The following is a 23,128-nucleotide window of genomic DNA, read 5'->3' on the forward strand; positions in this document are numbered from 1 at the left end:
TCCTTTTTATGTGATCTTCTACCCCTATGGGTATATTTATTGATACAAAAATCATCCTTTGCGGATCCAAAACTTCAACACGCCGTCCTCCTCACGGTGCTCGAGCAGTTCGTTCCCCATCGATTGGGCCCAGGCCGTCAAATCGCTCTTCACGCCCGGATCAGTAGCATGAATCTCGAGCACTTGTCCCTGCTCCATGTCTTTCATTGCCTTCTTCGTTTTAACGATTGGCATTGGGCATGCCAAGCCTTTGGCATCCAATACTTGATCAGCACGCATTCCAAAATTCCTCCTTCGTAGTTTCAACCATTTAATTTATACCCCCATGAGTATATAATATGATAAAACAAATGGACATCAACCCTTTGCGAATTCTGATCCCTGGGTCAAATGCCCTTTTAGATAGCCTGTGACGTTATCTGCTCTGGACGAGCAGATTCACCGCTTCAACCACTAGCTGCTCCGTATCCCGGCCTTTCTCCACAGCCTCTTTGACGCAGTCCACGAGGTTGGCGCTGACGATGACGCCGATCGCCCGGTCCATCGCTGCGCGCGTCGCCGATAGCTGCGTAATGACTTCCCTGCAATCCTTCCCTTCCTCCATCATCCTCAGAATGCCGCGGAGCTGGCCTTCGATCCGTTTTACCCGGTTCTTCATCTGATCATCGTATCTCACCCTCATACCTCCTCGGTTTATTCCATCCAAATTCAAGGATTAAGCCTAAGAATACGGATGTGGCACGCTTATAATATATACCCCACCGGGTATATAGTCAAGTTAGAAAAATGATCCAGGTCAGCCGAAGAAATAAAAAAAGCCCCGCGATAGGGGCTTAGCTCATATAGGGATGATAGCTAAATCAGTTTATGCGCATACCACTTTTTGCCGCGGAACCGCCATAGGAAGAGCGCGCCCCGCACGCCCCACTCGCAGTTCATGGCGAGCCAGACGCCGAGAATGCCCCAGCCGAGCACGATCCCCATGATGTAACCGAGGATGACCCGAAACAGCCACATGGTCATCATGGAGGTAATGGAAGTAAACCGTGAATCTCCCGCCGCCCGGAGTGCGGAGGGGAGTATGAAGCTGATCGACCACAGCGGGACCTGAATGATCACGTTGATCAGCATGACAACGAACAGTTCATGCACGATTTCCTGCGGCGGATTAAACAATCCGACGAGCGGATTGAACAGCGGGATCAGGATAAGTCCCATTACCGCCAGAGAGATGGCACCCAGCCATAGAAATGACCGGATGAACTTCCGGGCATCCGCAATATCCCCCCGGCCGATACATTGGCCGACTACCGTTACGATCGTCAGCGACAAGGCGCTCGCGGGTATTTGCGTCAGCATCGCGAGTGATCCGCCGATCGCATTCGTAGCGATCGCATAGGTGCCTAAGCTTACGATAAACACCTGCGTCAGCAGCTTTCCCCCGTTGAAGAACATCTGCTCTGCCGCGAACGGAAGGCCGATAAACATGATTTTGCGAAGCATCGACAATGGAAAATGAAACAAGTCCTTCAGCCGGATATGCAGCGTTGCGTCGACCTTGAATAAATAATACAGCGCGCAGGCCGCGCCCGCAAAACGGGCAATGTTAATGGCCAGGGTCATGCCGAAGACCCCCATATGCAGCAGCGTAATAAATAAAATATTCAGCACCACATACAGCAGATTCATAATCAGCGACAGCGCAAGCGAGGCCCGCGTCTTTCCGATGCCCCTGAGCGCTCCGCATACCGCCTGTACGACCGCAATTCCTAGAAAGGATGTTCCGCTGCCGATCAGGTAGATCCGGGCACTCTCCAATACCTCCGGCGAAGCGGAGCCGAACAGAAGCTGGAGTATCGGATTATGCAGCCCGATGATAAGCAGCGCGATCGCTAGTGCAATAAACGTCACCGAGGTGACCGTAGCCGCAGAAGCCCTGGACACCATCTGCCCATTGCCGCTGCCTTTATACTGTGCGACCACGACCGTACCTCCGGTAGCCACCGCTACGAATACGTTGATCAGAAAAATATTCAGCGCATCGACCATGTTGACGGCACTGACCGCCGCCACTCCCGAGGAACTGATCATCGCCGTGTTGACCAAGTTAAGGCCGATGATAAAAGCCTGGTCGATCAGAATCGGAAGCATGAGTGCAAAGATTTGCCGGTAGTCCATCGACTCTCCGGAAAAATGATTTTGTAGTAAACCGTTCATTCGGGTTCGTAGTCGAACCAACATCTGTCATCACATTCTTTTCGCTGTAGTACACGGTTCTTCCGCCATGAAAAAAACTCTTCGTAAGTGAAGAGCTTCTGGTTAACGGTATATTCGCTGCCGCCGTAACCGACCTCACAAGCCGGAGCAGGGCCCGCGGCAAGGGGGCAGATTCGGATCGTTTCGTTGTCTTCCCGGATAAACCCCGTGTTTGATTGGAGAATATCACCTGACCTCTACTCCTGTCAATGAGCCGGCTCCATAGTAATAGACCGTAAACCGCCGTATATGGGAGCTTCCCGCTATCACAATAATGCAAATGCCGGAAATGAAAGAAGATTGCCCGAAACGGTCCGCATCCGCTTACCGAAACAATTACCTGTGACGGTTGGTTAAGGAGGTTAAAGCGCTCCTTGTAATTCTCCTGCGCCCTTACCCTTTCTATCAATCAACATAGAATAAGAAATGATAGATTGGAAGGGAGGTCTTCGAAATGGAGACACAACCGTACCGGTACGAGGCAATTTTCAGCCTAGGGCATAACTGCCAGGTTGCCGCTCAGCTCAAGCGAAACGGTCTGCGGCGTCAGGCAGGTCCCTGGGATTGGTTCAATTTCGCATCGACCGCCGATTTTTGCGGCATGATCCGCAGACGGCTTGAAGGCTTTATGCAGCTCGAGCATTTGGAGATCTACGGCAAATCCGTAAACACCTACTATGTGCGCGATCGGCAGTCAACCTGTTTGTCATTTCACGATTTTAAAAATACGCCCGACCAGCCGCCGCTACACGACTATGCCGAATTTCGGGAACGGCTGGATCGAAGAATCGCACGGTTTAATGATTGCCTGGCATCCGGCCAAAGCGTTCTTCTCGTGCGGATCATTCAACATCAGCAGGATGCCGAAGCCATCTATGCCTCCATCCATGAAACGTATGCCAATCCCCATATTTCCATGCTATTTATTCTTCATGGAGAAGACTCGGACATCGTGGAGCTGCCTTCGTTCGCTGAAGATGCCAGGCTTGTTCGCATCCCGAAAGGCAGGACGTGGGAAGGCGATACGGAAGCATGGGCAGCGATTCTGTCAAAGATTCGACTCGCTTAAACTTTTTAAAGAATTTACCATAGACATGATTGACAAATATAGGTTATATATTGTATATTTTACTAAACTAATTCTGGATTCTTACGAAGGAAGCACCCGTAAGCCAGGCATTGACGCCTGCTGCCCGGGTGCTTTTTTGCGTTGTTACCCGGACTTCGTATGAGCTTACGAGCGGCTTTTCGGAACGAATCCAATGGATGGAAGGGGCATTACTGTCATGATGAAGAAAATGTTCATGATCTATCTTGCGATGCAATTGATAATTGGTCTAGTGCCGGTCCGGGAGGCCGCGGCCGCAGCGATCGAATTCACGGATGCGATCAACCATCAGCTAAGCGAAACCGCAGGCCGTGCCGGCGGGTCGGGCGGTACCAGGCTGCTCAAGCAGTATGATACGTTTAAAGCCGAACGGAAAGAGACCATGGAATGGGATGATAAAATCGCTTCGCTGCATTATGCCAACGAAGCCAAGGCTTCGGAAGTGCGCAGAAGGATCAGCGATCTGGATAAAGACAAGATCCGCAATCTGGAGGAACAGCTGAATGCGGCGAAGCGTAAATATCAGCCTTTATTCGACAGCTACACGGCGCTAAACAGGCAGGTTGCGGCAGCCAAGAAATTGAAGGACAAGACGTTATCCAAGATGCTGCAGACGCAGGCTAACAGCATGAAGCTGCTGGTGAATATTGGGAGGCAGGATATCAAGCAGAAGCAAGCGGCGCTGACGGCAGCCAAGAAGGAACGTACCGGCAAGGCGGCCAAAGTGCGGTCCGTGCTATCCGGGATCGAGCCGTATAAGAGCAAAATCAAAAGCGACAAGAGTGCGATCTCGACCCCGAACAAGCTGTTGAACACCGAATGGAAGAACTTTAAAGCCGCCGTAAAGTCGCAGGATCCGTCACGGACATCGGATACCTTGGCACGGATGCTCACCCTCTCCGGCCAAATTCTGGCGAAGAAGAAGAGCGTTTTCCAACACGAACAGCGGATCGAAACGATAATCCGGCAGGCTAATGGTCACATCAAATAACGGCATCCCTGTCTATGGGCTAGTGACGAATCAAGCTTGAAAAGTATCGACACAACTTCAATAGGAAAGTATGGACACGATTCGAATGAGGATCGGCTCGACTCCCATTGGAGAGTAGCGGCCACAATAAATCATCCTCTGCCGGACGGCAGAGGATGATCGTTATCCTATCCAACTGTATGCCAAGCACCTCAGGATGCCTTCTACTGTGCCGCCGATTGAAGCGGATGATGGAAGCTTGCCAGTCTCGTCTGATCTAGAAGCGGATAGTCGTACAGCATGCCTTCATACACTACCTCCATCGAGGGGTGCAGCAGAAAATCATGCGGCGTCACCAGCGTGGACGAACGGTCCCACAGGCGAATCCCGCTCTGGCGCAACGTCTCGGCAACGAATTGAGAGCAGAAGTAGGACCGCTCTCTCGTAATATCCAGCCTCATTAGAACACCGAACAATCCGATCAGATTATACCGGTAGGCGTCCTCCTCGTCTTTATAGCGCTGGATCACCGCGCGGACCTGATCATATTGCTCCTGAGTCACCTCAAAGCGCAATAACGCGCATCGCGTACCCGGAAAATGGCTGAAGGTTCCTTCATATACGTCTTCCTCCACAAAGCCTCCCACCCAAGGATTATCGGCACATTTCCGGCCGAAGCTGAACACCTCATTAAGCTGGCCATCCAATGCAATGGAAGCGTGGTTATACGGCGCAGCCGTAATTCGCTTGATCAGCCTCGTAAACATCGTTCCCGTATCGGTTAGCAATATATATAAGTTCTTTGTATCGGACATTGGTCTTTCCCCCGTTTAACTTGATCATCGGTCAGGATTTCGTCAAATCCCTCGTTAACTCCATTGTAATCCGGTTAAACCAAAGCCAAAACCGACTCTAGAAGTGATTAGAACCTGGACCTAAGTCGGGCTCGTTCCCGTACGTGGGAACAGGACGACCAGACTATCCTCCGTGCAAGCGCCGGTAGGAAGACGGCGTCATCCCTTCATGCTCCATAAACCGCTTATTAAAGTAGCTGACGCTCGGATATCCAGCCTCAACGGCAATTTGTCCGATCGTCTTGTCCTTGTGTTCCAGCAGCCATTGCTTGGCCATTTGCAGGCGGCACCTGGTGACGAATTCCATCGGCGTCATTTCCATGACGTTTCGAAAGAGCTTACAGAAGTAATAGGTGCTTACCCCGATCCTTGATGCCCATTCCTCCAGTATAAACGGCTTGGCGGCTTCCTGCTGAATGATCGGCAGCAATTCGAGAATACGGCTGCCCGAGTTGCTGGATTTATGGTCAGAGAGCGCGGATGCCTGCTCCACGAAGACCGTCAGCAGCGAATAGGTTAGCGTCGACAGCTGGGCCGGGTTCAGCATCCGATGCCTCTCCGCCTCCTTTAACAGCGTTTCATGCGCCTCCTCAAATGCAGCAGGCTGACGGACACTCCACAGCGGACTGCGATGAAATTCCCGTTCGATCAAATAATTTTGCAGCCCGCTCCCGTAAAAATGGAACCAGCGGACGTCCCATGGGTCATCTTCGCTGCTGTAATAACGCTGTGCCTGCATGGGGAAATACAGGACGGCTTCGCCGGGCCCCAGCGTATGCACTTGCTGATCGATTTCCACATACCCCGTACCGGAAGCGACGTAATGAATGTTGAAATTGTTCAGTGCCCCGGCAGCCCGCGTAACCGAGTGCTCCGGCTCCTCCCGGTAAATGCCCACCGATTCGGGAAAGCAGAAGAACGGCATCTCCGGCAGGGTCAGCAAGTGGATTTGGCGTTTCATTCCTAGGTCTCCTCGATGACAATATTGTTTTAATCCAATACAAAATAATATTATATTAATTTTAATTATTCTCTCTTATAATCGCAATATAATCTTACTCAAGTAACGAAGGAGGAACTGATGAAGATGAGCAAGAAACTACGGTGGGGCATTTTGGGCTGCGCCAGCATCGCCAAGCGTGCGGTCATTCCCGGACTCCAGCAATCCCGTCGCAATGAAGTTGCAGCCATCGCGAGCCGGCAGGAGGATAAAGCAAGGCAACTCGCCGAAGAGCTTAACATAAATATCTCGTATGGAAGCTATGAAGCCCTGCTCGAGGATCCTAACATTGATGCGGTCTACATTCCCCTTCCTAACCATTTACATAAAGAATGGAGCATCCGAGCGGCCGAAGCCGGAAAGCATGTGCTCTGCGAGAAGCCGATCGCGCTGACGGAGGCCGAAGCCGCCGAGATGGCTGATGCCGCAGCGAAGGCCGGCGTGATTCTGGCCGAAGCGTTCATGTACCGTTACCACCCGCGGTACGATATCTTGAAGGAATATATCGCATCCGGAGCGATCGGCGAGATCCGAGGCATCCGCAGCGCCTTCACCTTTAACAGCTCGGCCAACCAAGGCAACGTCCGGTTCCGTAAGGACTGGGGCGGCGGTTCCATTTATGACGTCGGCTGTTACCCGATTAACGCAGCCCGGATTTTGCTCGATAAAGAGCCTGAAGCCGTTACCGTCCAGGCCTTCTTCTCGCCGGAGCATGATCATGTCGACATGATGGCATCCGGACTGGTCGAATTTGAAGGTGCCGTATCGCTGACCTTTGACTGCGGCATGTGGGCCGCCTACCGTAATCCGCTTGAAATCGTGGGGACCGAAGGGCTAATCGAGGTGCCGTATGCATACAGCCTGCCCGAGAACGGGGCCAATTTCTTCTTGACGACCGGTGAAGGCCGGAAGGAAATCGAGGTTCCTTCCGCCAACGCATACAGCGAGCAGGGTGACCGTATCGCCGAAGCGGTACTGGACGGCAAGCCGCTCCGATACACAACAGAAGATGCCGTCCGTAATATGAGGGTCATTGACGCATGTCTGAAATCCGCCCATGAGCGGTCAAGAATCGTACTGTGACATTTTTAAAGGAGGTATGAACATGAAGTATATTTCAATCAAGGGATTGAACAAACCCGTCTCCGTGCTGATGAAAGGATCGGACTACTTCTACCATGATTCCTACGAGCGGGCAGCTGCCAATCTGGACGCATTTCTGGCCATCGGTGGCAATTCGATCGATACGGCCCATATTTATTGCGGCGGCCAAAGCGAGGAAGTGATCGGTCGTTATATGCAGGAGCGTGGCAACCGGGAGCAGCTTGTTATTCTGACCAAGGGCGCTCACCACGACCAGAACGGACCGCGCGTGACCCGGAAGGATATCAAGAATGACATCACCGACAGCCTGCAGCGGCTGCAGACCGACTATATCGATCTGTACGCACTGCATCGCGACGATCCGAATGTTCCGGCTGGCGAGGTAGTGGAGGCGCTCAACGAATATATCGAATCCGGAACCGTGAAAGCGATCGGCGTGTCCAACTGGACCTGGGAACGGATCCGGGAGGCAAATCAATATGCGGAAGCGAACGGACTCGTCGGCTTCTCCTTCAGCAGTCCGAATTTGAGCCTTGCGAAACCGAATGAGCCTTTCTGGAAAGGCTGCGTATCTGCGGATGCAGAGACATGCGCATGGCATGAAGCCGAGCAATTCCCGCTATTGTCCTGGTCGTCGCAGGCCAGAGGATTTTTCACGGGGCGATTCACTCCCGAGGTGCGGGACAACGCAGATCTGGTCCGTGTGTTCTATAGCGATGCCAACTGGGAGCGGCTCGAGCGGGCCAAGAAGCTTGCCGAAGCCAAGCAGGTTACGACGATTCAGATCGCACTCGCTTATGTCCTGAATCAGCCCTTCCCGACCTGCGCGCTGATCGGCGCCCAAAACGCGGAAGAACTAAAATCCTGTGATGAGGGAGCGAAGATCAAGCTGACGCGGGAAGAATTGGATTGGCTTGATCTTACGAGCGAACAACTCCCTCTATCGTTAAGCTGATCGACCGGATGGATGAAGGGCAGCAGGAGGTTTTCGAACGCTGCAGACCTGAGCCTCCCTCGCAGCACACATAATTCTGCTGAGCATAAATTTTTTTTAAAAAAAAGCATCCGAACTTTGGAGAACCCCTCCATTCGGGTGCTTTTTCCTTGCCGGCCGGCTGCTTATCTCCTATTTCGATATCCGCGATCGGAGTATGGCCTGTCAGCGCCTAAATCCCGTCAGCATCGTTTCAATAATCCGCATCGAATCATCAGCTGCCTGAGCCGTATCCTCCGCTTCCGCCACCCACAACGAGCATTCATTCATTGCGCCAGATAACGCATGGGTCATCGCATCGACGGGCAGCTGTTTCATCTCCCCCTTCTGCTGCATCCCATCCAGCTGTTCCCGCAGATGACGCATCGAATGGATTTCGTCCATCTGGCGCCAAGTCTCCCAGCCGGCGACTGCCGGACCATCGATCAGCATGATCCGCATGTTCTGCGGTTCTACCGCCGCGGCGATAAAAGCCCGGCAGCCCAGCAGAAGCTGCTCCCAGGGTTCGCTTGAACGGCCCGCCTCCGAGGCGACGCGTTCTGAAACTTCGCGCTGTACGAGATCCAGGACGGCGAGAAACAGCCCTTTTTTATTCTTAAAATGATGATAGAGCGCGCCCCGGGTTACTTGGGCGATATCCGCGACCATCTCCAGTGCGGTGTCTGCATAGCCTTTGTCCGCGAACTCTTCTCTTGCAACCTGCAGCAGACGTTCCATCGTCTCCTGCGCTTCCGTCTTGCTTCTTTTCATCGTAAATGCCTCTCTTCAAATCTTCATTCTATGTTGTAAATATAGCAGAAGAGAAAAGCTCGTGCATGCTCTTCATTTCGCTGCCCTTCATCCATGATCTGCACGCATGCCGGACGATCCAAGGAAAATGCTCCCCGCCGCTGTGCTGTCGCTCCGCCAGCCAAGTAATGACGAAATCCCGGTAATCCTTGCTTAGGTCGTGCAGATGATTGGCCACGGATTTTCTGACATACAACGATGGATCATTCAGCAGCGGCTCGATCAAAGCAAGGTGATGCGAAGGATCCCCCTTTATAACCGGAATCCGCTTAGCCCAAGGGAGACGGGGACGTGTCCCCTCGCTGACGAGTCGGCGGACATGCAGGCTGGAATCCGTTCTCCACGCTTTCAATCGTTCAAGGCACTGATCCTCATACTTCAGCAAATAAGGGCGGATGGCATACTCCGAAGTATGCCGCTTCGTGATTTCATATAAGGCATGCATGGACAGGTCAAAATGCTGAAGTCCGTAACGCTCGACATAGTACGCAACCGGCATTAAAAAATAGCCGTTCGTGAACATGCCCTGCTCGGTTTCATTTTCCGGGCCGAGGATGTCAAGCAGCACTTCCAAACTGCCCTCATACGGCATGGCCAACGCTTGATGAAGCTCGGCCGCGATCATCGCAACTCTCCCTTTGAGCTCAAGGGATTCGGATTGCCGGGTTACGGCCTCCACGAAGGAGTCGACAGGAAACCGGGCCACGAGCGGCTGAATCAAATCCGATAGGGTCAGGGCAAGCTCCCTCCCGAAATAATTCTTTAAGGGCTGGGAATGTGTCATTGGACGGCCTTGGGTTCCGGATCGGTCCATACGTCTTCCTTGTAATTGTCCGCAAAGGCCTCGGATGGCGGAATAATCTGGATCATGTCGATCAGCACGCCGCTCGGATCGCTTGTGATGAAATGCCTTTGGCCAAACGCCTCGTCGCGAATGTCCAAATGAAGCGGGAGACCCTCTTGCTTGATCAGCCGGTCGTATTCAGCGTCGACATTGTCCACCTCAAAATTGAGAATCAATCCCTGCACCTCTCTCTGAAAAGCAGCCGGCACCGTTTCATGATTCCAAGACAATACGGCGAGCTCATACAGCTTGTCCGGTCCGGCATTTCTTTTCAAGCTTATGTACCAGTCCGCTTCAAAGACAACCTCAAAGCCAAATAAACGGGTATAAAAATCCTTACTCTCCTCCATGTGCCCGGACATAATAACCGGGTAAAAGCCTTGTACGTTCACTGGATCAACAACTCCTTATTCATGATTGGCTTAAATCTAACATACATACAGCATGTATGTAAATAGCTGAAATTATTTTTTCCGCTCCCTTCAAAAAATCGACGCTAGATGGAGGAGAAGCTGCGTGAACCAACGGCAGTTTTCTCGTATTTTTCGTCAATGCAATTATTCACTGACACGCGGGGTGCCGATCTTCATCGCTCTATCAAATAAGGGGTGCACCTGGTCCAAGAACCTTCAGGAGCACCCCGCGCACTAATGAATAATTACCACAGCAGGCTGACGGCCAGCAGGTCAAACAGTGCGAGCGGCAGGATAACGTTGCTGTAATACGGATTGTACGGATACGGCGCAAACGGCGGTCTCGGATATGGATAGCCGGGATAAAAGCCTCTGCTTCCTTCCTGCTCGATCTGGATATATACGTATTTGGCGTCTACATTGATGATGACCCCCTCGAAGACTTCATCATCCAGCGTCTCTACGCGAACTTTGTGCTTCATCGCCTTTTTCAAGGCAGCATGGGCGTTCTCCTTATGCTTTTTCATGGAATGGGCCATATGATGATCGCATTGAAACAGCATTTGTTGTTGAGATGGATATGTGTTCATGAAACTTCCTCCTTCGTTATCTTCTACCCTGCATAGTATGCAATTATCCCGCATAGGGTGTTAGCCTACAACTGAAAAGCAGTTTAAACGCAGAATGATACGGGTATAGTACAACCAAACAAGGAGGTTACGAATTGTATAAGCACACATATGCGGGATTATCACAAGACGCAGGAGCTATTTTCTGAAGGGCGGAAACCGGAGGTTCCCATAAAAATGGTCAATACCCGCTAAAGGCGAGCATGTTCGGTACCATCCTACATATTTGCACCAAACCTCGTACGCGCAGGGCTTACCGGTAAGCTCTTTCGCATAAGTTTTGTCATGTTGATTTGTATCCTTTTATCTATTGCTAGAACAATGAACGATCCACTATGATCAAATGGTAGAGCATTTCTCAGGGAGGCAGCCTATGATATGAGGAATTTTACGGAAGATTGGTTCTGGGAACCCATGTTTAACAAACTGCCTGTCGGGGCGGTTTTGATATCCTTAAAGACAGAGCAGATTGTGATGATGAACGAACGCTTCTGCGAAATCCTTGGATCCACGCGTTCCGAGCTGCTGACGCGAAAGCCTCGCGAGCTCCTGGTTCTGAAGGGCCTCTCCCAAAAAGCTTTGCAGCGAATTGAAAGCTATGATGTCGCCAATGGACTTCAGGAGACGATTTCATTTCAGTCCGCGGATGGACGGGCAATGTCCATAACCGCGGAGTTCTCTCTCTTGGCGTCACCGGCAAACGGGAAAGAACCGCTCATCCTGTGCTGCATTGACCGAGCGGAGATCAAGGAAGCCCCCTTGCCGATGATCGGTCAGGAGGAGCTGCTTGCGCTCATCCTGAAGAGCGGACAAGATCTCATCTCGATCAGCAATGCCGATGGAATCATTGAATACATCTCCCCTTCCGCAACCCACTTGTTAGGATATCGTCAGGAAGAGATGGTTGGCAGGCATCGCGCCGAGTTTTACCATTCGGCCGACTCCGAAGAAATGAAACAGCCCGGAAAGCTGTTCTCGGATAGCGAAATATTCAACAGGAGTATCCGCCATAAAGACGGACACTATCTATGGTTTGAAACCTCCTTCCACGTCATCCGGGGGGCCGAAGGTCAAATAACAAAGGTGCTGGCGATCGCACGCAATATTACCAAGCGCAAAATCGATGAAGACACGCTCGCCCGTGCCCAGCGGATCGCCAAAATCGGTTCCTGGAGATGGGATCTTGTGACCCGGACATTATCCTTCAGTGAAGAAATACGCCGAATTTACGGCTACCAACTGGAGCCGATTGAGCGTGATCATAAATCCCTTCTTTCCGCGGTTGTCACCGAAGACCGCAAACGTCTCCGGCGTGCGATCCTGTCGGCAATCAAGGGACAGCCCGACGAGATTATTTACAGGATTCAGGTTGAAGGCGGCACCATTCGTACGCTCCGGGCACAGTGGGAAGTATCGGCCCGAAGCGAAGGCAAACCGATCGAACTGGTCGGAATGGCCCAGGATATTACCGAAGAATCACTGATCGCGCAGCAATTGGTTGAGAACGAGAAGAAATACAGGCTGATCACGGAAAATTCGCTGGATTTCATATCGCGGAATACGATTGACGACTGTACCTTTCTATATTGCTCGCCTTCCTGTTATTCGCTCCTCGGTTATAATCCTGAAGAGCTTGTGGGGACCAGTGCATTCGATTACGTATATCCGGAGGACATCGGGCCGCTCAAAGCGTATTTGCAGCGAACCTTAGACGAGACCTCCCTTACCCCGATCACCTTCCGTTACTTACATAAAGGCGGCAGGCACATTTGGTTCGAAGTGAACTGCAAGTTCATTACGGGACAGGACGGGCATCGTGAAATCATCTCCATCGCCCGCGATATATCCGAACGGAAGCGTATCGAATTCAAGCTGAAGGAAAGCGAGCAGCGGTACCGATCGCTGTTCGAGTACAATCCGCTTGCCGTCTACTCCATGAATCTGGAAGGCGAGTATTTGACGGCCAATCCGAATTTGCAGAAATTAACCGGTTATTCGCTGGACGAGCTTGTCGGCATGTATTACGGTCCCATCGTGGCGGATAAGGATCTGCCGCGGACGCAGTACCATTTTAACCAAGCGAAGGAAGGAAACCCGCAGAGCTATGACCTGTCGATCATTCACAAGGATGGTCATCCGATCGAAATCAATACCGTTAACATTCCGATCATCGTGGATGAAGAGGTTGTCGGCGTTTATGGAATTACCCGGGACATTACGGAGCGCAACCGTTCGATGGAGGAGATCAAGAAGCTGAGCCGCGAGCTCACGCTGCTGCTGAACACGGTGTCCGAAGGCTTTATCGGGCTGGACATTAACGGCAAAGTCGCCTTCATCAATCCGGCCGGTGCGTCCATGCTGGGGGAAGATGCGGGTGATGTCATCGGCAGATCCTGCGATCAAATCATCAGGGAGATTCGGCATGACGGCAGCTTTTACCGCGGGAGGAACTCCCCCCTTGAGATGGCTCTCTTGCAAGGAAAGCCTCTCCTTCGAACCGAAATCGTGCTGTGGCGGCGCGATGGAACCAGCTTCCTGGCCAATTACCAAGTCAATCCGATCTGGGATCGGGGCGAGCGCAAAGGTGCCGTGATGGTATTCCGCGATATTACCGATGAGAAAGAGATCATACGCGCCAAAGAATCGGCTGAGCGGGCAGATCAGGCCAAGACGGAATTTTTGACGATGATGAGCCATGAGCTTCGTACGCCGATGAACGGCATAATGGGGATGATCGATCTCCTAAAGACGACCGACCTCGATGAAGAACAGGCAAATTATACGGACATTCTTAAGGAGAGCGGTGAATCGCTCCTGCATATTTTGAACGATATCCTCGATTTTAGCCGGATCGAGACCGGTAAAATGTCGATTGGCGAGGAACCGATCGATGTCCGCAGCCTGCTGGGAAGCGTCGTAGACTTGTTCAATGCCAAAGCCAGCGAGAAAGGACTAACCCTTTCATGGAGCGTGAACGAAGACAGCGTCCCTGATGTCATTGTTGCGGATGCTTTGCGGCTGCGACAGGTGCTCGTCAATTTGATCAGCAATGCCATCAAATTTACGGAGCAAGGCAGCGTGACGCTGACTGCCGACGCCGTCCGGCGCATCGGCACCCGTGAGCTTACGCTGACGATTCGAGTTACGGATACCGGGATCGGCATTCCGGCCGACCGTCAGCATCAGCTGTTCCTCTCCTTCTCACAGCTCCATCCATCGTTAAACCGCAAGTACGGCGGCACCGGGCTGGGACTCGCGATCAGCAAGAAGCTTGTCGAGCTCATGGGCGGTATCATCGGGGTAGACAGCCGGGAATTCGGCGGCTCCACGTTCTATTTCTCCATACCGACACGGGCCGTAGAGCCAAAGGACACGTCCCTCACTCCCGTTGAGGAAGCATATGAATAAAAAGGAGAACCGATTGGCATGAGACGCGCCTTCGGTTCTCCCTTTTTTTTTGTGATAGCTTAAGCGTATAAGGACTCCAGCTCATCCACCAGCGATCCGACATAGGCTACGGCTCTAGAGATCGGCTCGGATGTCGTCATGTCGACTCCGGCGAGTGACATCAGCTCCAGCGGCGTCATGCTGCCGCCAGCCTTAAGCACTTGCAGCCAGCGATCGACCGCAGGCTGCCCTTCCTCGCGAATGAGCTGTGCCGCGGCCGTCGAAGCCGTCAGACCTGCCGCATAGGTATACGGGTACAAGCCCATATAGTAATGCGGCTGCCTCATCCAGGTCAGCTTAGCGCCTTCGTCCAGCTCCAGTGCATCTCCCCAGAAGTCGGACAGCACGGCGCCTTTCAAAGACGAGAGCGTATCTGCTGTGATCGGCTGATCCGCCGTCGCATGCGCATATACTCTTCTCTGCAATTCAGCTTCCAGCAGATGCGTAACATAATTGTGATAGTAGGTGCTGAGCAGCTGAAGAATGATCCAGCGGCGCATCCGCTTATCCTGGGATTTGCTCATCAGATGGTCTGCCAACAGAAGCTCGTTCATCGTTGACGGGGCTTCGATAAAATACATGGAAGGCCGAGCATTGGTCATGCGCTGGTTGCGGGCCGCCAGCATCAGATGGCCGGCATGGCCGATCTCATGCGCCAGCGTAAAGGCGCCTCGCATGTTGTCCGCCCACGTCACCAGAATATAGGAATGCACGCCGTAAACCGAGGAACAGAAGGCCCCCGTCGACTTACCGATGTTGTCGGCATAATCCACCCAGCGGTTCGCAAATGCGGTCTCGACGATATCCGTATATTCAGAACCCAGAATCGCCAGGGAATCGGTAATTGCAGCACATGCTTCCTCATAGGTTATGCTTGGATTGAAGTCCGGATCCATCGGCGCCTTCAAGTCGCAGAACAGCATGCGGTCCAGACCGAGCACCCGCTTCTTCAGGGCCATGAGCCTGCGCATATGGGGAGCAAGCTCGGAAAGAATCGTATCGTGGATATGATTGTACATCTCCTTGGTCACCTGCTGCGGCTGCAGGAGCATGTCCGTCACGGACTCGTAGCCGCGCAAGCGGGACAGCACGACCTGTTTCTTCACCTCGGTCGCGTAAGCTTCGGCAAATGTGTGCCGGGAGCCTAGGAGCGACTTGGTGAACGAAGCATACGCTTCACGGCGGAGCTCGGTATCCTCCGACATCTCATACGCGTTCTCGTATAAACGGAACGAAACCGGCATCGTTTCTTCCCGTACCGAAATATCGTCGAACGTCATATCCGACAGCTTGCCCCGCAAATAAATACGGTACGGGGCTCCAAGCACTTCGCTAAGCGATGCAAGAACGCGCTCCGATTCGGGACTGAGCCGGTGCGGCTTCGTTTCCAGGAGCAGCCCCAGGCTGCGAGCATACGACTTAAGCCCTTCCTCCTGATGGATATATGTATCGATGACGCCTTCCTCTAGCTCCAGCAGCTCCGATTCAAGGAATGTCAGCGAGGATTTGATCCGCGATACCAAATCGCCCGTCTTGGCAGCTCTCGCAAGATTCGCCGGATTGGTCCCATCCTCCGATTGCCGGAGATGGGCATAGGCCGATATCTTCCCGATTCGCTCCATAAGCGCTTCATGCTCGTTCAAGCATTCAAGAAGCACATGCGCCCCCTCGCCCAGTCTCCCTTTAAACCGCGTCAATCGGGCTGCCTGCGCTTCCACGTCCTGCAAGCCTGATTCGAATTCCTCCTCCGACGCGAATAAATCGTCCAGATTCCAGGTTGCTTCGACTTTAACCTCATTTCTAGCCAGCATTTTCCCCATGGCTACAGCTCCTCTCACATGTTGTGCGATCGAATGGATCCCGTCTGTTCATCTTTCGTTTAAGAAACCATTTTCATCATATCACAGTTTCGACCAACACAGCCATTTCCCTCCTGCCCCTTGACAATTAATCTGGAATATGTTTATAGTAGGACCATACCTTATCTAAAGGAGAGATTTTGATGTCGGTGGTTGTTCTTAACTAAGCCAATTTCATATGGATGGAATGCATGATCGTCAAGGTTGGTAAATAATGGACATAACCTGTAGAGGTTAATGTTTATTTCTTGATGCGTATCTACATTTCCTCCGGTGAATTAGTTAAGAACTGCGGATATCAATTGAAGCCCCTTTAGGCTTTATTCAGATATGCTATGCTCATCCGCGCTGCAGTTTTGGCGCGGATTTTTTAGGTTCGTCATCCCTTGCCTAGGCCAAGGGTTATTTAGGCGCAGCTTAAGAGCATACCGAATCGGAATAGCCTCACGCCCGGGCGGAGAGTGAACCCCATGTTCACTTTCCGCCCTATTTGCGTTTCCCATGAGACGATCACCAAGCCTATTGCCTAGCCATTATGAACAAAAAAGGAGAATCGAAGAACATGAATCCTGCCGCATTAAACAAATTAGAGTATTACCGGATCCTGGGCGAGCTTGAACGCTTCGCCATGTCGTATCTGGGTATCCAGCATATCCGGAACATGACTCCGCTCACGCAATTGAAAGCCATTCGCCACAGGCTGGATGAAACCGAGGAAGCCCGTGCGCTGCTGAATGCGGGTGCCAGCGTACCCATACCGTCGCTTGAAGGGATCGAGCTGATTCTCGACCTGATCGGTACCGGGTATGTGCTAACCGAACGGGATTTCGGGCATCTGATCCAGTTCCTTCGCAGCTGCCGTCAACTGATCAAATATATGGAGAACAAGAGCGCCATCGCACCGACCGTCAGCTCTTACGCCTCCTCCATGCATGAGCTGAAGCCGCTGCTGTCCGAGCTTGAGCGCAGCATCCATGCCGGCCGGGTAGTTGACGGCGCCAGCAAAGATTTGGCCAAAATCCGCAAGAAAATCCTTGTTGCCGAAGAACGGATCAAGCGCAAGCTCGACAGTCTTGTCAGCCGTTATAAAGGGATCATGCAGGAGCATGTCATCAGTAAGCGCGGCGACCGGTATGTCCTGCCGATCAAGAAGGAGTTCCGGAAAATGTTGAATGGCAGCGTGCTGGATGAATCCGCGAGCGGCCAAACGGTGTTTATCGAGCCCTCCGAGCTCCAAACGCTGCAGATGGAGCTGAATCTGCTGCATGCCGATGAAGCCCGTGAGGAGACCAAAGTGCTGAGCGAGCTGACCTCGATGACCGAGCAGTATGAGCACGAGCTGAGAATGAATGCGGATACCGTCGGCATATATGATTTCATTATCGCCAGAGGCAAATATGCATTGTCCATCGGTGGCAGGAACGTCGGCATCAATCAGGAAGGCTTGATCCGGCTCCGGAGCGCTACGCATCCGCTGATCGGCGCTTCCATGGTGCCGCTGGATTTTGCGATCGGCGATCGGTATAAGACGTTAATCATTACAGGCCCCAATACCGGCGGAAAAACATCGGCGCTTAAAACCGTCGGACTCATTACGCTGATGGTGCAATCAGGGCTGCTCGTTCCCGTTGGAGAAGGCAGCCAGTGCGCCGTCTTCGACGAGGTTGCGGTCGATATCGGAGACGGGCAAAGCCTCGAGCATGCGCTCAGCACCTTCTCTGCGCATATTCGCAACATCCGGGAGATCCTCCAAACCGCCGGCCGCTCCACGTTGATCTTACTGGATGAAATGGCCTCAGGGACCGATCCCGGAGAAGGAGTCGGCTTGTCGATCGCCATATTGGAGGAACTTCATAAGCGTCAATCAACTGTAGTCGTAACCACCCATTTTACCGAGATTAAAAACTTTGCCGCACGCACCCCGGGATTTGAAAATGCGCGCATGGAATTCGATACCGAGACGCTGGAGCCGCTGTACCGGCTGCGCATTGGCGAGGCAGGTCACAGCTATGCCTTTGTTATCGCGGCAAAACTCGGGATTCCGGAATCGATTATCGCGAGATCCCGTGAAATTACGGAGGCCAAAGCGGTAACGGCCCGCATCGCGGAAGCCGGGGAGACGAGCGCTAAAGCCGCTGAGATCGACTCTGCAGCTGCCTTGCCACAAGCAGGCTCGGCATCCACAGAGGCTCCGGAGATTGCAGAGGCAGATGAAGCTTCGACTACGGCCCCAGCGTCCTCGGGTTCAGGCACTAGAGCGACAGCAACGGAGAACGTAGAGGCCGCCTCTCCTCCCCTTTTCCGCCTCGGCGACCGGGTCTATGTGCCTTATTTGAAGCGAAGCGGCACCGTGTATGAGACGATGGATGCCAAGGGGAATGTCGGCGTAATGATCCAGCAGGCTAAGCATCGGATCAACCACAAGCGGCTGAAGCCGTTCATCGCCGCTGAAGAATTGTATCCGGATGATTATGATCTCGACATCGTATTTGAGAGCAAAGAGAACCGCAAGAAACGACATTTAATGAAACGGAAACATATTGATGGACTTACAATCGAGACAAAGCCGGATGAGATATAAATATGCCGGCGGAGTTACCGTCAACCAAGTATAGAACATTGAACCGATTCCAACGCTGATAGGGAGAGATTTTGATATGATGATTCGAACGGAGAACAAAGGCGATATCGAAAGCGTCCACCAGCTTCTGCTGCGCGCCTTTGGCGGCCAGCAGGAGATAATATTAATGGAACGGCTGCGCAAGGATCCCGAAATAGACCCCGAGCTATCCATCGTTGCTGAAGATGACGGCATCGTGGTCGGCCATATTATGTTCAGTCCTGCCACCTTGGATGACGGGGGGACGATGCATAAGGTGGCCGCCCTCGGACCGCTTGCGGTTCTTCCCGAATACCAGAAGCGGGGCGTCGGCCGACAGCTTATCGCAGAAGGCAAGAAACGATGCGGCGCACACGGTTATCCGCTCGTCTTCTTGTTCGGCCACAAGGACTATTACCCGCGGTTTGGCTTTGTTCAGGCCAGAGCCCACGGCTTCGAGATCCGCCAATTTACGGTGCCCGACGAGGTCTTTATGGTAGCAGAGCTTCAACGAGGCGCTCTTGAATCGATGCAGGGGGAATTTCGTTTCCACTCTTCATTCGAAGGACTCGGCTAAAAAAAGCACGGAAGCCGCGCACCGGACAGGATCGCGCCGTCTATTCCAGCAGGCCGTAAAAGCAAGCACTATCCCTTCACGCTCACCGGCTGTACTAGGTGGCATTCGGCTTCCGGTTTGTTGTACAATAAAATCTAAATGACTATTTGAAGGATGGATTTCAACATGTATGTAGCTCAGGATTGGCAAGACTACGAGGTTCTTGATACCGGCGGCGGCGAGAAGCTGGAGCGTTGGGGCGATGTTATTCTTCGGCGCCCGGATCCGCAGATCATCTGGCCTATCGAACGGGAGGACGGATTATGGCGGAACGTGCACGGCCACTACCACCGCAGCTCGTCCGGAGGCGGCCAGTGGGAGATGAAGAAGCAGCTGCCGGAACGCTGGACGATCTCCTATGATCAATTAAAATTTCACATCCGGCCGACGAACTTCAAGCATACGGGCCTGTTCCCGGAGCAAGCGGCGAACTGGCGCTGGATGATGGACAAAATCCAAGCGGCCAAGCGGCCGATTCGGGTGCTTAATCTATTCGCATACACCGGCGGTGCAACCGTAGCGGCAGCCTATGCCGGCGCCCAGGTCGTGCATGTCGATGCGGCGAAGGGCATGGTCCAGTGGGCAAAAGAAAATGCCGCTCTATCCGGCCTTGCCGATAAGCCGATTCGGTACATCACCGATGATGTATTTAAATTCGTGCAGCGGGAACAGCGCCGCGGCAACAAATATGATGCGATCATTATGGACCCGCCGTCCTACGGCCGCGGACCGGGAGGCGAAACATGGAAGCTTGAGCAGAGCCTGTACCCGTTCCTCGAAAGCTGCATGAGCATCGTCTCCGATCAGCCGCTGTTTATGCTGATCAATTCCTATACGACCGGCATTTCACCGACCGTTCTGCACAATATGCTCTCCATGACGATGAAGCCCAAGTATGGCGGTACGATCAGCGCCGGTGAAATCGGTCTTCCGATCACACGCTCCGGACTGAACCTCCCATGCGGCATTCTCGGCAGATGGGAGTCCTGATGCGATGAGTAACCGGGATTCTAACCGCGTGCACCCGAGCGTACCGATTCTCTTCGAGGATAATCATGTGCTCGGTGTAGCCAAGCCGGTCAATGTGCCGTCCCAAGAGGATGCTACGGGCGATCCCGATATGCTGACCATCCTGAAGCAGGACATCAAAGAACGGTACAACAAACCGGGCAATGTGTATCTGGGATTGGTGCACCGCTTGGACCGTCCGGTCGGAGGAGCCATGGTGTTTGCCAAAACCTCCAAGGCAGCCTCCCGTTTATCGGAAGCCGTCCGCTCAAGGAACTTTCATAAGCAGTATGCGGCCATCGTTCACGGTATTCCGTCAAAGCCTTCCGGAAGGCTTCACGATTTCCTGTTGAAGGATACGAAGACAAACACGGTCCGGGTCGTTCCCAAAGGCACGGATGGAGCAAAGGAAGCGCTATTGGATTACACCGTCCTTGAATCCAAGAATGGCCTAAGTCTTGTGCTGATCGAGCTGCACACGGGCCGGCCGCATCAAATCCGCGTGCAATTCAGCCATGCGGAAAACCCCCTCTATGGGGATCAAAAATACGGCAGCAAGGTGAATCAAGCCGGGCAGCAAATTGCGCTCTGGTCTGTACGGGTCGGATTCCCCCACCCTACCACCAAAGACGAAGTTAACATTTTATCGACGCCCCCTGCCGTTCATCCATGGTCCCAGTTCTCCATGGATGCGTTGATGCGAACGCTCCAAAGCCAATGATCGTAAGAAGGAACTCTATCAAGCTCATTTCCTTTCGTTTGAATCGTTGGACAAGAAATATTTGATGATAACCAACAGCATGACCAACGGCTTTCCATGCTGGACATAAAAGACGAGATCCGCTGCTCACTTCGAAGCGGATCTCGTCTTTTTATATGGCCACCCGATCAGACTCAAATATTTTATCCCTCAAAAATACAATATTATCCTTTACACGACCCGAGGAATACTGAAGAATAGTTATCAGAATAGTTTAACATTATTTAGTTAATTTGTACAATCATGGTATAAACTCATTCCCTTTGAGTTTATATAGAATTCAATTTTTAAGGAGGTGAGAGATCCGAAGTCAGCCTGTCATTTGCATCGTTGGTCGTTATCAAAGCGCTGCACTTGACCTAAGAATGGCTGAAGCTTGCAACCAGACTATTCATAAAGAAGTACACATGTTGAAGGAGGGATTTTCATGATTCAAAACGTTCACGTTCAAGCTCCACGCCGCCTGTCGTTGAAACCGCTGTGGATTTTTCTCGGAAGTTTGCTGCTGTTCTTCCTCGTGATGGTCATCACGGCGAATACTGCATCCGCACATGGCTATATCGAATCGCCTGCCAGTCGTGCCTACAAATGCAAGCTCGGCGAGAATAAAAATTGCGGCCGGATTATTTATGAACCGCAGTCCCTGGAAGGGAAAGGAAATTTCCCGACGGGCGGACCGGCTGACGGGCAAATCACGGGCGCAGGCATATTTACCGAGCTCTATGAGCAAACCCCGACCCGCTGGAGCAAAGTGAACATGAACGGCGGTCCGAACACTTTTAAATGGGTGCTGACTGCCCCGCATGCGACATCCGATTGGAAGTATTATATTACGAAGAAGGGCTGGGATTCCAACAAGCCGCTGGCAAGAGCCGATCTCGAGCTGTTCTGCTCCTTCAATGACGGAGGCAAAAGACCGCCGAACACGGTAACGCATACATGCAACGTTCCGAACGACCGCAGCGGCTACTATCTGATTCTCGCCGTATGGGAAATCGCCGATACGGGCACGCCTTCTATAACGTCATCGACGTGAATTTGAACAATGGCGGTGGCAATCAGGATACACAGCCTCCGAGCGTCCCGCCGGCCTTCGGTCGACCGGAGCGACCAGCAGCTCTATCTCGCTCGCTTGGAACGCCTCAACGGACAATGTCGGTGTAACCGGCTATGAAGTCTACCAAGGCTCCTCCCGGGTCGCCACGGTATCCGGGACTACCCTGAGCCATACGGTTACGGGGTTACAAGCAGGAACCTCCTATACGTTTACCGTGAAGGCGCACGACGGGGCAGGCAACGTCTCGGCCGCAAGCGCTCCGCTGACCGCCTCGACAAGCGATCCGCTCCCCGACACGCAGGCTCCTTCCGCACCAGCCAATCTGAGAGCCGCCGGCTTTACATCGACCAGCGTATCGCTGGCATGGAATGCGGCAACCGATAATGTCGGCGTAACCGGGTACGAAGTATACCGCGGAGACGCTTTGGTTACGACCGTTTCCGGCACCGCCCTCAGCTACACGGTCACCGGCCTGACGCCGAGTACAGCCTATACGTTTACCGTGAAAGCACGCGATGCTGCCGGCAATGTATCGGCCGCCAGCAATTCGCTGGAGGTAACGACGCTGGACGGGTCGGCACCGGAAATCCCTGCATGGGCTCCAAATACCTCCTATCAGCAGGGGGCGCTTGTAACCTATGACGGGAAAACGTATGAATGCCGCCAAGCCCATACGTCTCTTCCGGGCTGGGAGCCAGCCAATGTCCCTGCTTTATGGCTCCTGAAATAATGGATGCTAAATGGCCGCTAGAGTAAAATCTGGCAGCGCATAGAGCAAAAAAAGAAGCAGCCCCCCATTCGCGAACCGTTTTCGGCTCGAC

The 23,128-nt window shown here is 52.7% G+C and carries 19 protein-coding genes and 1 pseudogene; 10 read left to right on the top strand and 10 right to left on the bottom strand.

What is annotated here, in order from left to right:
- Nucleotides 1-51: 51 nt before the first annotated feature.
- From J2Z18_RS09270 to J2Z18_RS09280, 3 genes are all read right to left on the bottom strand, one after another.
- Entirely contained in the window at nucleotides 52-279 is a 228-nt protein-coding gene (locus J2Z18_RS09270) for a sulfurtransferase TusA family protein (RefSeq protein ID WP_007129929.1), read from the bottom strand.
- A gap of 136 nt (nucleotides 280-415) precedes the next feature.
- Nucleotides 416-676, bottom strand: a complete 261-nt coding sequence (locus J2Z18_RS09275) for a metal-sensitive transcriptional regulator (RefSeq protein ID WP_007129928.1) — start codon at nucleotides 674-676, stop codon at nucleotides 416-418.
- 179 nt (nucleotides 677-855) lie between these two features.
- On the bottom strand, nucleotides 856-2,241 hold the full coding sequence (locus J2Z18_RS09280) for an MATE family efflux transporter (protein ID WP_040738595.1): 1,386 nt from the start codon (nucleotides 2,239-2,241) through the stop codon (nucleotides 856-858).
- A 469-nt stretch (nucleotides 2,242-2,710) separates the two neighbouring features.
- On the opposite strand from J2Z18_RS09280, the gene J2Z18_RS09285 reads away from it, so the two are divergent.
- Complete coding sequence (locus J2Z18_RS09285) at nucleotides 2,711-3,325, top strand: DUF1796 family putative cysteine peptidase (protein WP_007129926.1); 615 nt, start codon at nucleotides 2,711-2,713, stop codon at nucleotides 3,323-3,325.
- Nucleotides 3,326-3,542: 217 nt separating this feature from the next.
- Nucleotides 3,543-4,355, top strand: a complete 813-nt coding sequence (locus J2Z18_RS09290) for a hypothetical protein (protein ID WP_007129925.1) — start codon at nucleotides 3,543-3,545, stop codon at nucleotides 4,353-4,355.
- 203 nt (nucleotides 4,356-4,558) lie between these two features.
- Here J2Z18_RS09290 and J2Z18_RS09295 read toward each other — a convergent pair whose 3' ends face one another.
- Nucleotides 4,559-5,149, bottom strand: a complete 591-nt coding sequence (locus J2Z18_RS09295; protein WP_007129924.1) for a C40 family peptidase — start codon at nucleotides 5,147-5,149, stop codon at nucleotides 4,559-4,561.
- A gap of 163 nt (nucleotides 5,150-5,312) precedes the next feature.
- A complete protein-coding gene (locus J2Z18_RS09300) occupies nucleotides 5,313-6,149 on the bottom strand; it encodes a helix-turn-helix transcriptional regulator (RefSeq protein WP_007129923.1) in 837 nt (278 codons plus the stop codon).
- 126 nt (nucleotides 6,150-6,275) lie between these two features.
- Here J2Z18_RS09300 and J2Z18_RS09305 point away from each other — a divergent pair, with 126 nt between their 5' ends.
- Both J2Z18_RS09305 and J2Z18_RS09310 read left to right on the top strand, forming a co-directional pair.
- Nucleotides 6,276-7,271 (top strand): Gfo/Idh/MocA family protein, encoded by a 996-nt coding sequence (locus J2Z18_RS09305; RefSeq protein WP_040738639.1) that lies wholly within the window; start codon nucleotides 6,276-6,278, stop codon nucleotides 7,269-7,271.
- 22 nt (nucleotides 7,272-7,293) lie between these two features.
- Nucleotides 7,294-8,247, top strand: a complete 954-nt coding sequence (locus J2Z18_RS09310; protein ID WP_007129921.1) for an aldo/keto reductase — start codon at nucleotides 7,294-7,296, stop codon at nucleotides 8,245-8,247.
- A gap of 204 nt (nucleotides 8,248-8,451) precedes the next feature.
- Here the strand turns inward: J2Z18_RS09310 and J2Z18_RS09315 are convergent, their stop codons facing one another.
- The 4 genes from J2Z18_RS09315 to J2Z18_RS09330 form a co-directional block, all read right to left on the bottom strand.
- On the bottom strand, nucleotides 8,452-9,036 hold the full coding sequence (locus J2Z18_RS09315; protein ID WP_007129920.1) for a TetR/AcrR family transcriptional regulator: 585 nt from the start codon (nucleotides 9,034-9,036) through the stop codon (nucleotides 8,452-8,454).
- A 28-nt stretch (nucleotides 9,037-9,064) separates the two neighbouring features.
- A complete protein-coding gene (locus tag J2Z18_RS09320) occupies nucleotides 9,065-9,889 on the bottom strand; it encodes a DNA alkylation repair protein (protein WP_232239199.1) in 825 nt (274 codons plus the stop codon).
- Nucleotides 9,856-10,311, bottom strand: a complete 456-nt coding sequence (locus J2Z18_RS09325; protein ID WP_007129918.1) for a VOC family protein — start codon at nucleotides 10,309-10,311, stop codon at nucleotides 9,856-9,858. Before J2Z18_RS09325 ends, J2Z18_RS09320 begins: the two co-directional genes overlap by 34 nt.
- A gap of 266 nt (nucleotides 10,312-10,577) precedes the next feature.
- Nucleotides 10,578-10,922, bottom strand: coding sequence for a hypothetical protein (locus J2Z18_RS09330; RefSeq protein WP_007129917.1), 345 nt, complete (start codon nucleotides 10,920-10,922; stop codon nucleotides 10,578-10,580).
- Nucleotides 10,923-11,339: 417 nt separating this feature from the next.
- Between J2Z18_RS09330 and J2Z18_RS09335 the strand changes: the two genes are divergently transcribed.
- Nucleotides 11,340-14,369: a PAS domain-containing protein gene (locus J2Z18_RS09335; RefSeq protein WP_210094603.1), complete on the top strand. Its 3,030-nt coding sequence runs from the start codon at nucleotides 11,340-11,342 to the stop codon at nucleotides 14,367-14,369.
- 59 nt (nucleotides 14,370-14,428) lie between these two features.
- Here J2Z18_RS09335 and pepF read toward each other — a convergent pair whose 3' ends face one another.
- Nucleotides 14,429-16,228, bottom strand: a complete 1,800-nt coding sequence (pepF, locus tag J2Z18_RS09340) for an oligoendopeptidase F (protein ID WP_007129915.1) — start codon at nucleotides 16,226-16,228, stop codon at nucleotides 14,429-14,431.
- Nucleotides 16,229-16,829: 601 nt separating this feature from the next.
- Here pepF and J2Z18_RS09345 point away from each other — a divergent pair.
- The 5 genes and pseudogenes from J2Z18_RS09345 (at nucleotide 16,830) to J2Z18_RS09365 (ending at nucleotide 23,037) form a co-directional block, all read left to right on the top strand.
- Nucleotides 16,830-18,848, top strand: coding sequence for an endonuclease MutS2 (locus tag J2Z18_RS09345; protein WP_210094604.1), 2,019 nt, complete (start codon nucleotides 16,830-16,832; stop codon nucleotides 18,846-18,848).
- Nucleotides 18,849-18,924: 76 nt separating this feature from the next.
- Nucleotides 18,925-19,443: a GNAT family N-acetyltransferase gene (locus J2Z18_RS09350; protein WP_007129913.1), complete on the top strand. Its 519-nt coding sequence runs from the start codon at nucleotides 18,925-18,927 to the stop codon at nucleotides 19,441-19,443.
- Nucleotides 19,444-19,608: 165 nt separating this feature from the next.
- A complete protein-coding gene (locus J2Z18_RS09355) occupies nucleotides 19,609-20,472 on the top strand; it encodes a class I SAM-dependent methyltransferase (protein ID WP_007129912.1) in 864 nt (287 codons plus the stop codon).
- A 4-nt stretch (nucleotides 20,473-20,476) separates the two neighbouring features.
- Nucleotides 20,477-21,211, top strand: a complete 735-nt coding sequence (locus J2Z18_RS09360; protein ID WP_210094605.1) for an RluA family pseudouridine synthase — start codon at nucleotides 20,477-20,479, stop codon at nucleotides 21,209-21,211.
- Between the two features lie 466 nt (nucleotides 21,212-21,677).
- A pseudogene (locus J2Z18_RS09365) lies at nucleotides 21,678-23,037 on the top strand (lytic polysaccharide monooxygenase).
- Nucleotides 23,038-23,128: the final 91 nt, after the last annotated feature.

Origin of the sequence: Paenibacillus lactis, assembly GCF_017873605.1 — a bacterium.
Lineage (GTDB): Bacteria > Bacillota > Bacilli > Paenibacillales > Paenibacillaceae > Paenibacillus_AQ > Paenibacillus_AQ lactis.

Bases quoted from the DNA above. Each gene is read 5' to 3' on its own strand.
- J2Z18_RS09270 (WP_007129929.1), bottom strand. From the start codon at position 279: ATGCGTGCTGATCAAGTATTGGATGCCAAAGGCTTGGCATGCCCAATG.
- J2Z18_RS09280 (WP_040738595.1), bottom strand. From the start codon at position 2,241: ATGTTGGTTCGACTACGAACCCGAATGAACGGTTTACTACAAAATCAT.
- J2Z18_RS09285 (WP_007129926.1), top strand. From the start codon at position 2,711: ATGGAGACACAACCGTACCGGTACGAGGCAATTTTCAGCCTAGGGCAT.
- J2Z18_RS09290 (WP_007129925.1), top strand. From the start codon at position 3,543: ATGATGAAGAAAATGTTCATGATCTATCTTGCGATGCAATTGATAATT.
- J2Z18_RS09295 (WP_007129924.1), bottom strand. From the start codon at position 5,149: ATGTCCGATACAAAGAACTTATATATATTGCTAACCGATACGGGAACG.
- J2Z18_RS09300 (WP_007129923.1), bottom strand. From the start codon at position 6,149: ATGAAACGCCAAATCCACTTGCTGACCCTGCCGGAGATGCCGTTCTTC.
- J2Z18_RS09305 (WP_040738639.1), top strand. From the start codon at position 6,276: ATGAGCAAGAAACTACGGTGGGGCATTTTGGGCTGCGCCAGCATCGCC.
- J2Z18_RS09310 (WP_007129921.1), top strand. From the start codon at position 7,294: ATGAAGTATATTTCAATCAAGGGATTGAACAAACCCGTCTCCGTGCTG.
- J2Z18_RS09315 (WP_007129920.1), bottom strand. From the start codon at position 9,036: ATGAAAAGAAGCAAGACGGAAGCGCAGGAGACGATGGAACGTCTGCTG.
- J2Z18_RS09320 (WP_232239199.1), bottom strand. From the start codon at position 9,889: ATGGACCGATCCGGAACCCAAGGCCGTCCAATGACACATTCCCAGCCC.
- J2Z18_RS09330 (WP_007129917.1), bottom strand. From the start codon at position 10,922: ATGAACACATATCCATCTCAACAACAAATGCTGTTTCAATGCGATCAT.
- J2Z18_RS09335 (WP_210094603.1), top strand. From the start codon at position 11,340: ATGAGGAATTTTACGGAAGATTGGTTCTGGGAACCCATGTTTAACAAA.
- pepF (WP_007129915.1), bottom strand. From the start codon at position 16,228: ATGGGGAAAATGCTGGCTAGAAATGAGGTTAAAGTCGAAGCAACCTGG.
- J2Z18_RS09345 (WP_210094604.1), top strand. From the start codon at position 16,830: ATGAATCCTGCCGCATTAAACAAATTAGAGTATTACCGGATCCTGGGC.
- J2Z18_RS09350 (WP_007129913.1), top strand. From the start codon at position 18,925: ATGATGATTCGAACGGAGAACAAAGGCGATATCGAAAGCGTCCACCAG.
- J2Z18_RS09355 (WP_007129912.1), top strand. From the start codon at position 19,609: ATGTATGTAGCTCAGGATTGGCAAGACTACGAGGTTCTTGATACCGGC.
- J2Z18_RS09360 (WP_210094605.1), top strand. From the start codon at position 20,477: ATGAGTAACCGGGATTCTAACCGCGTGCACCCGAGCGTACCGATTCTC.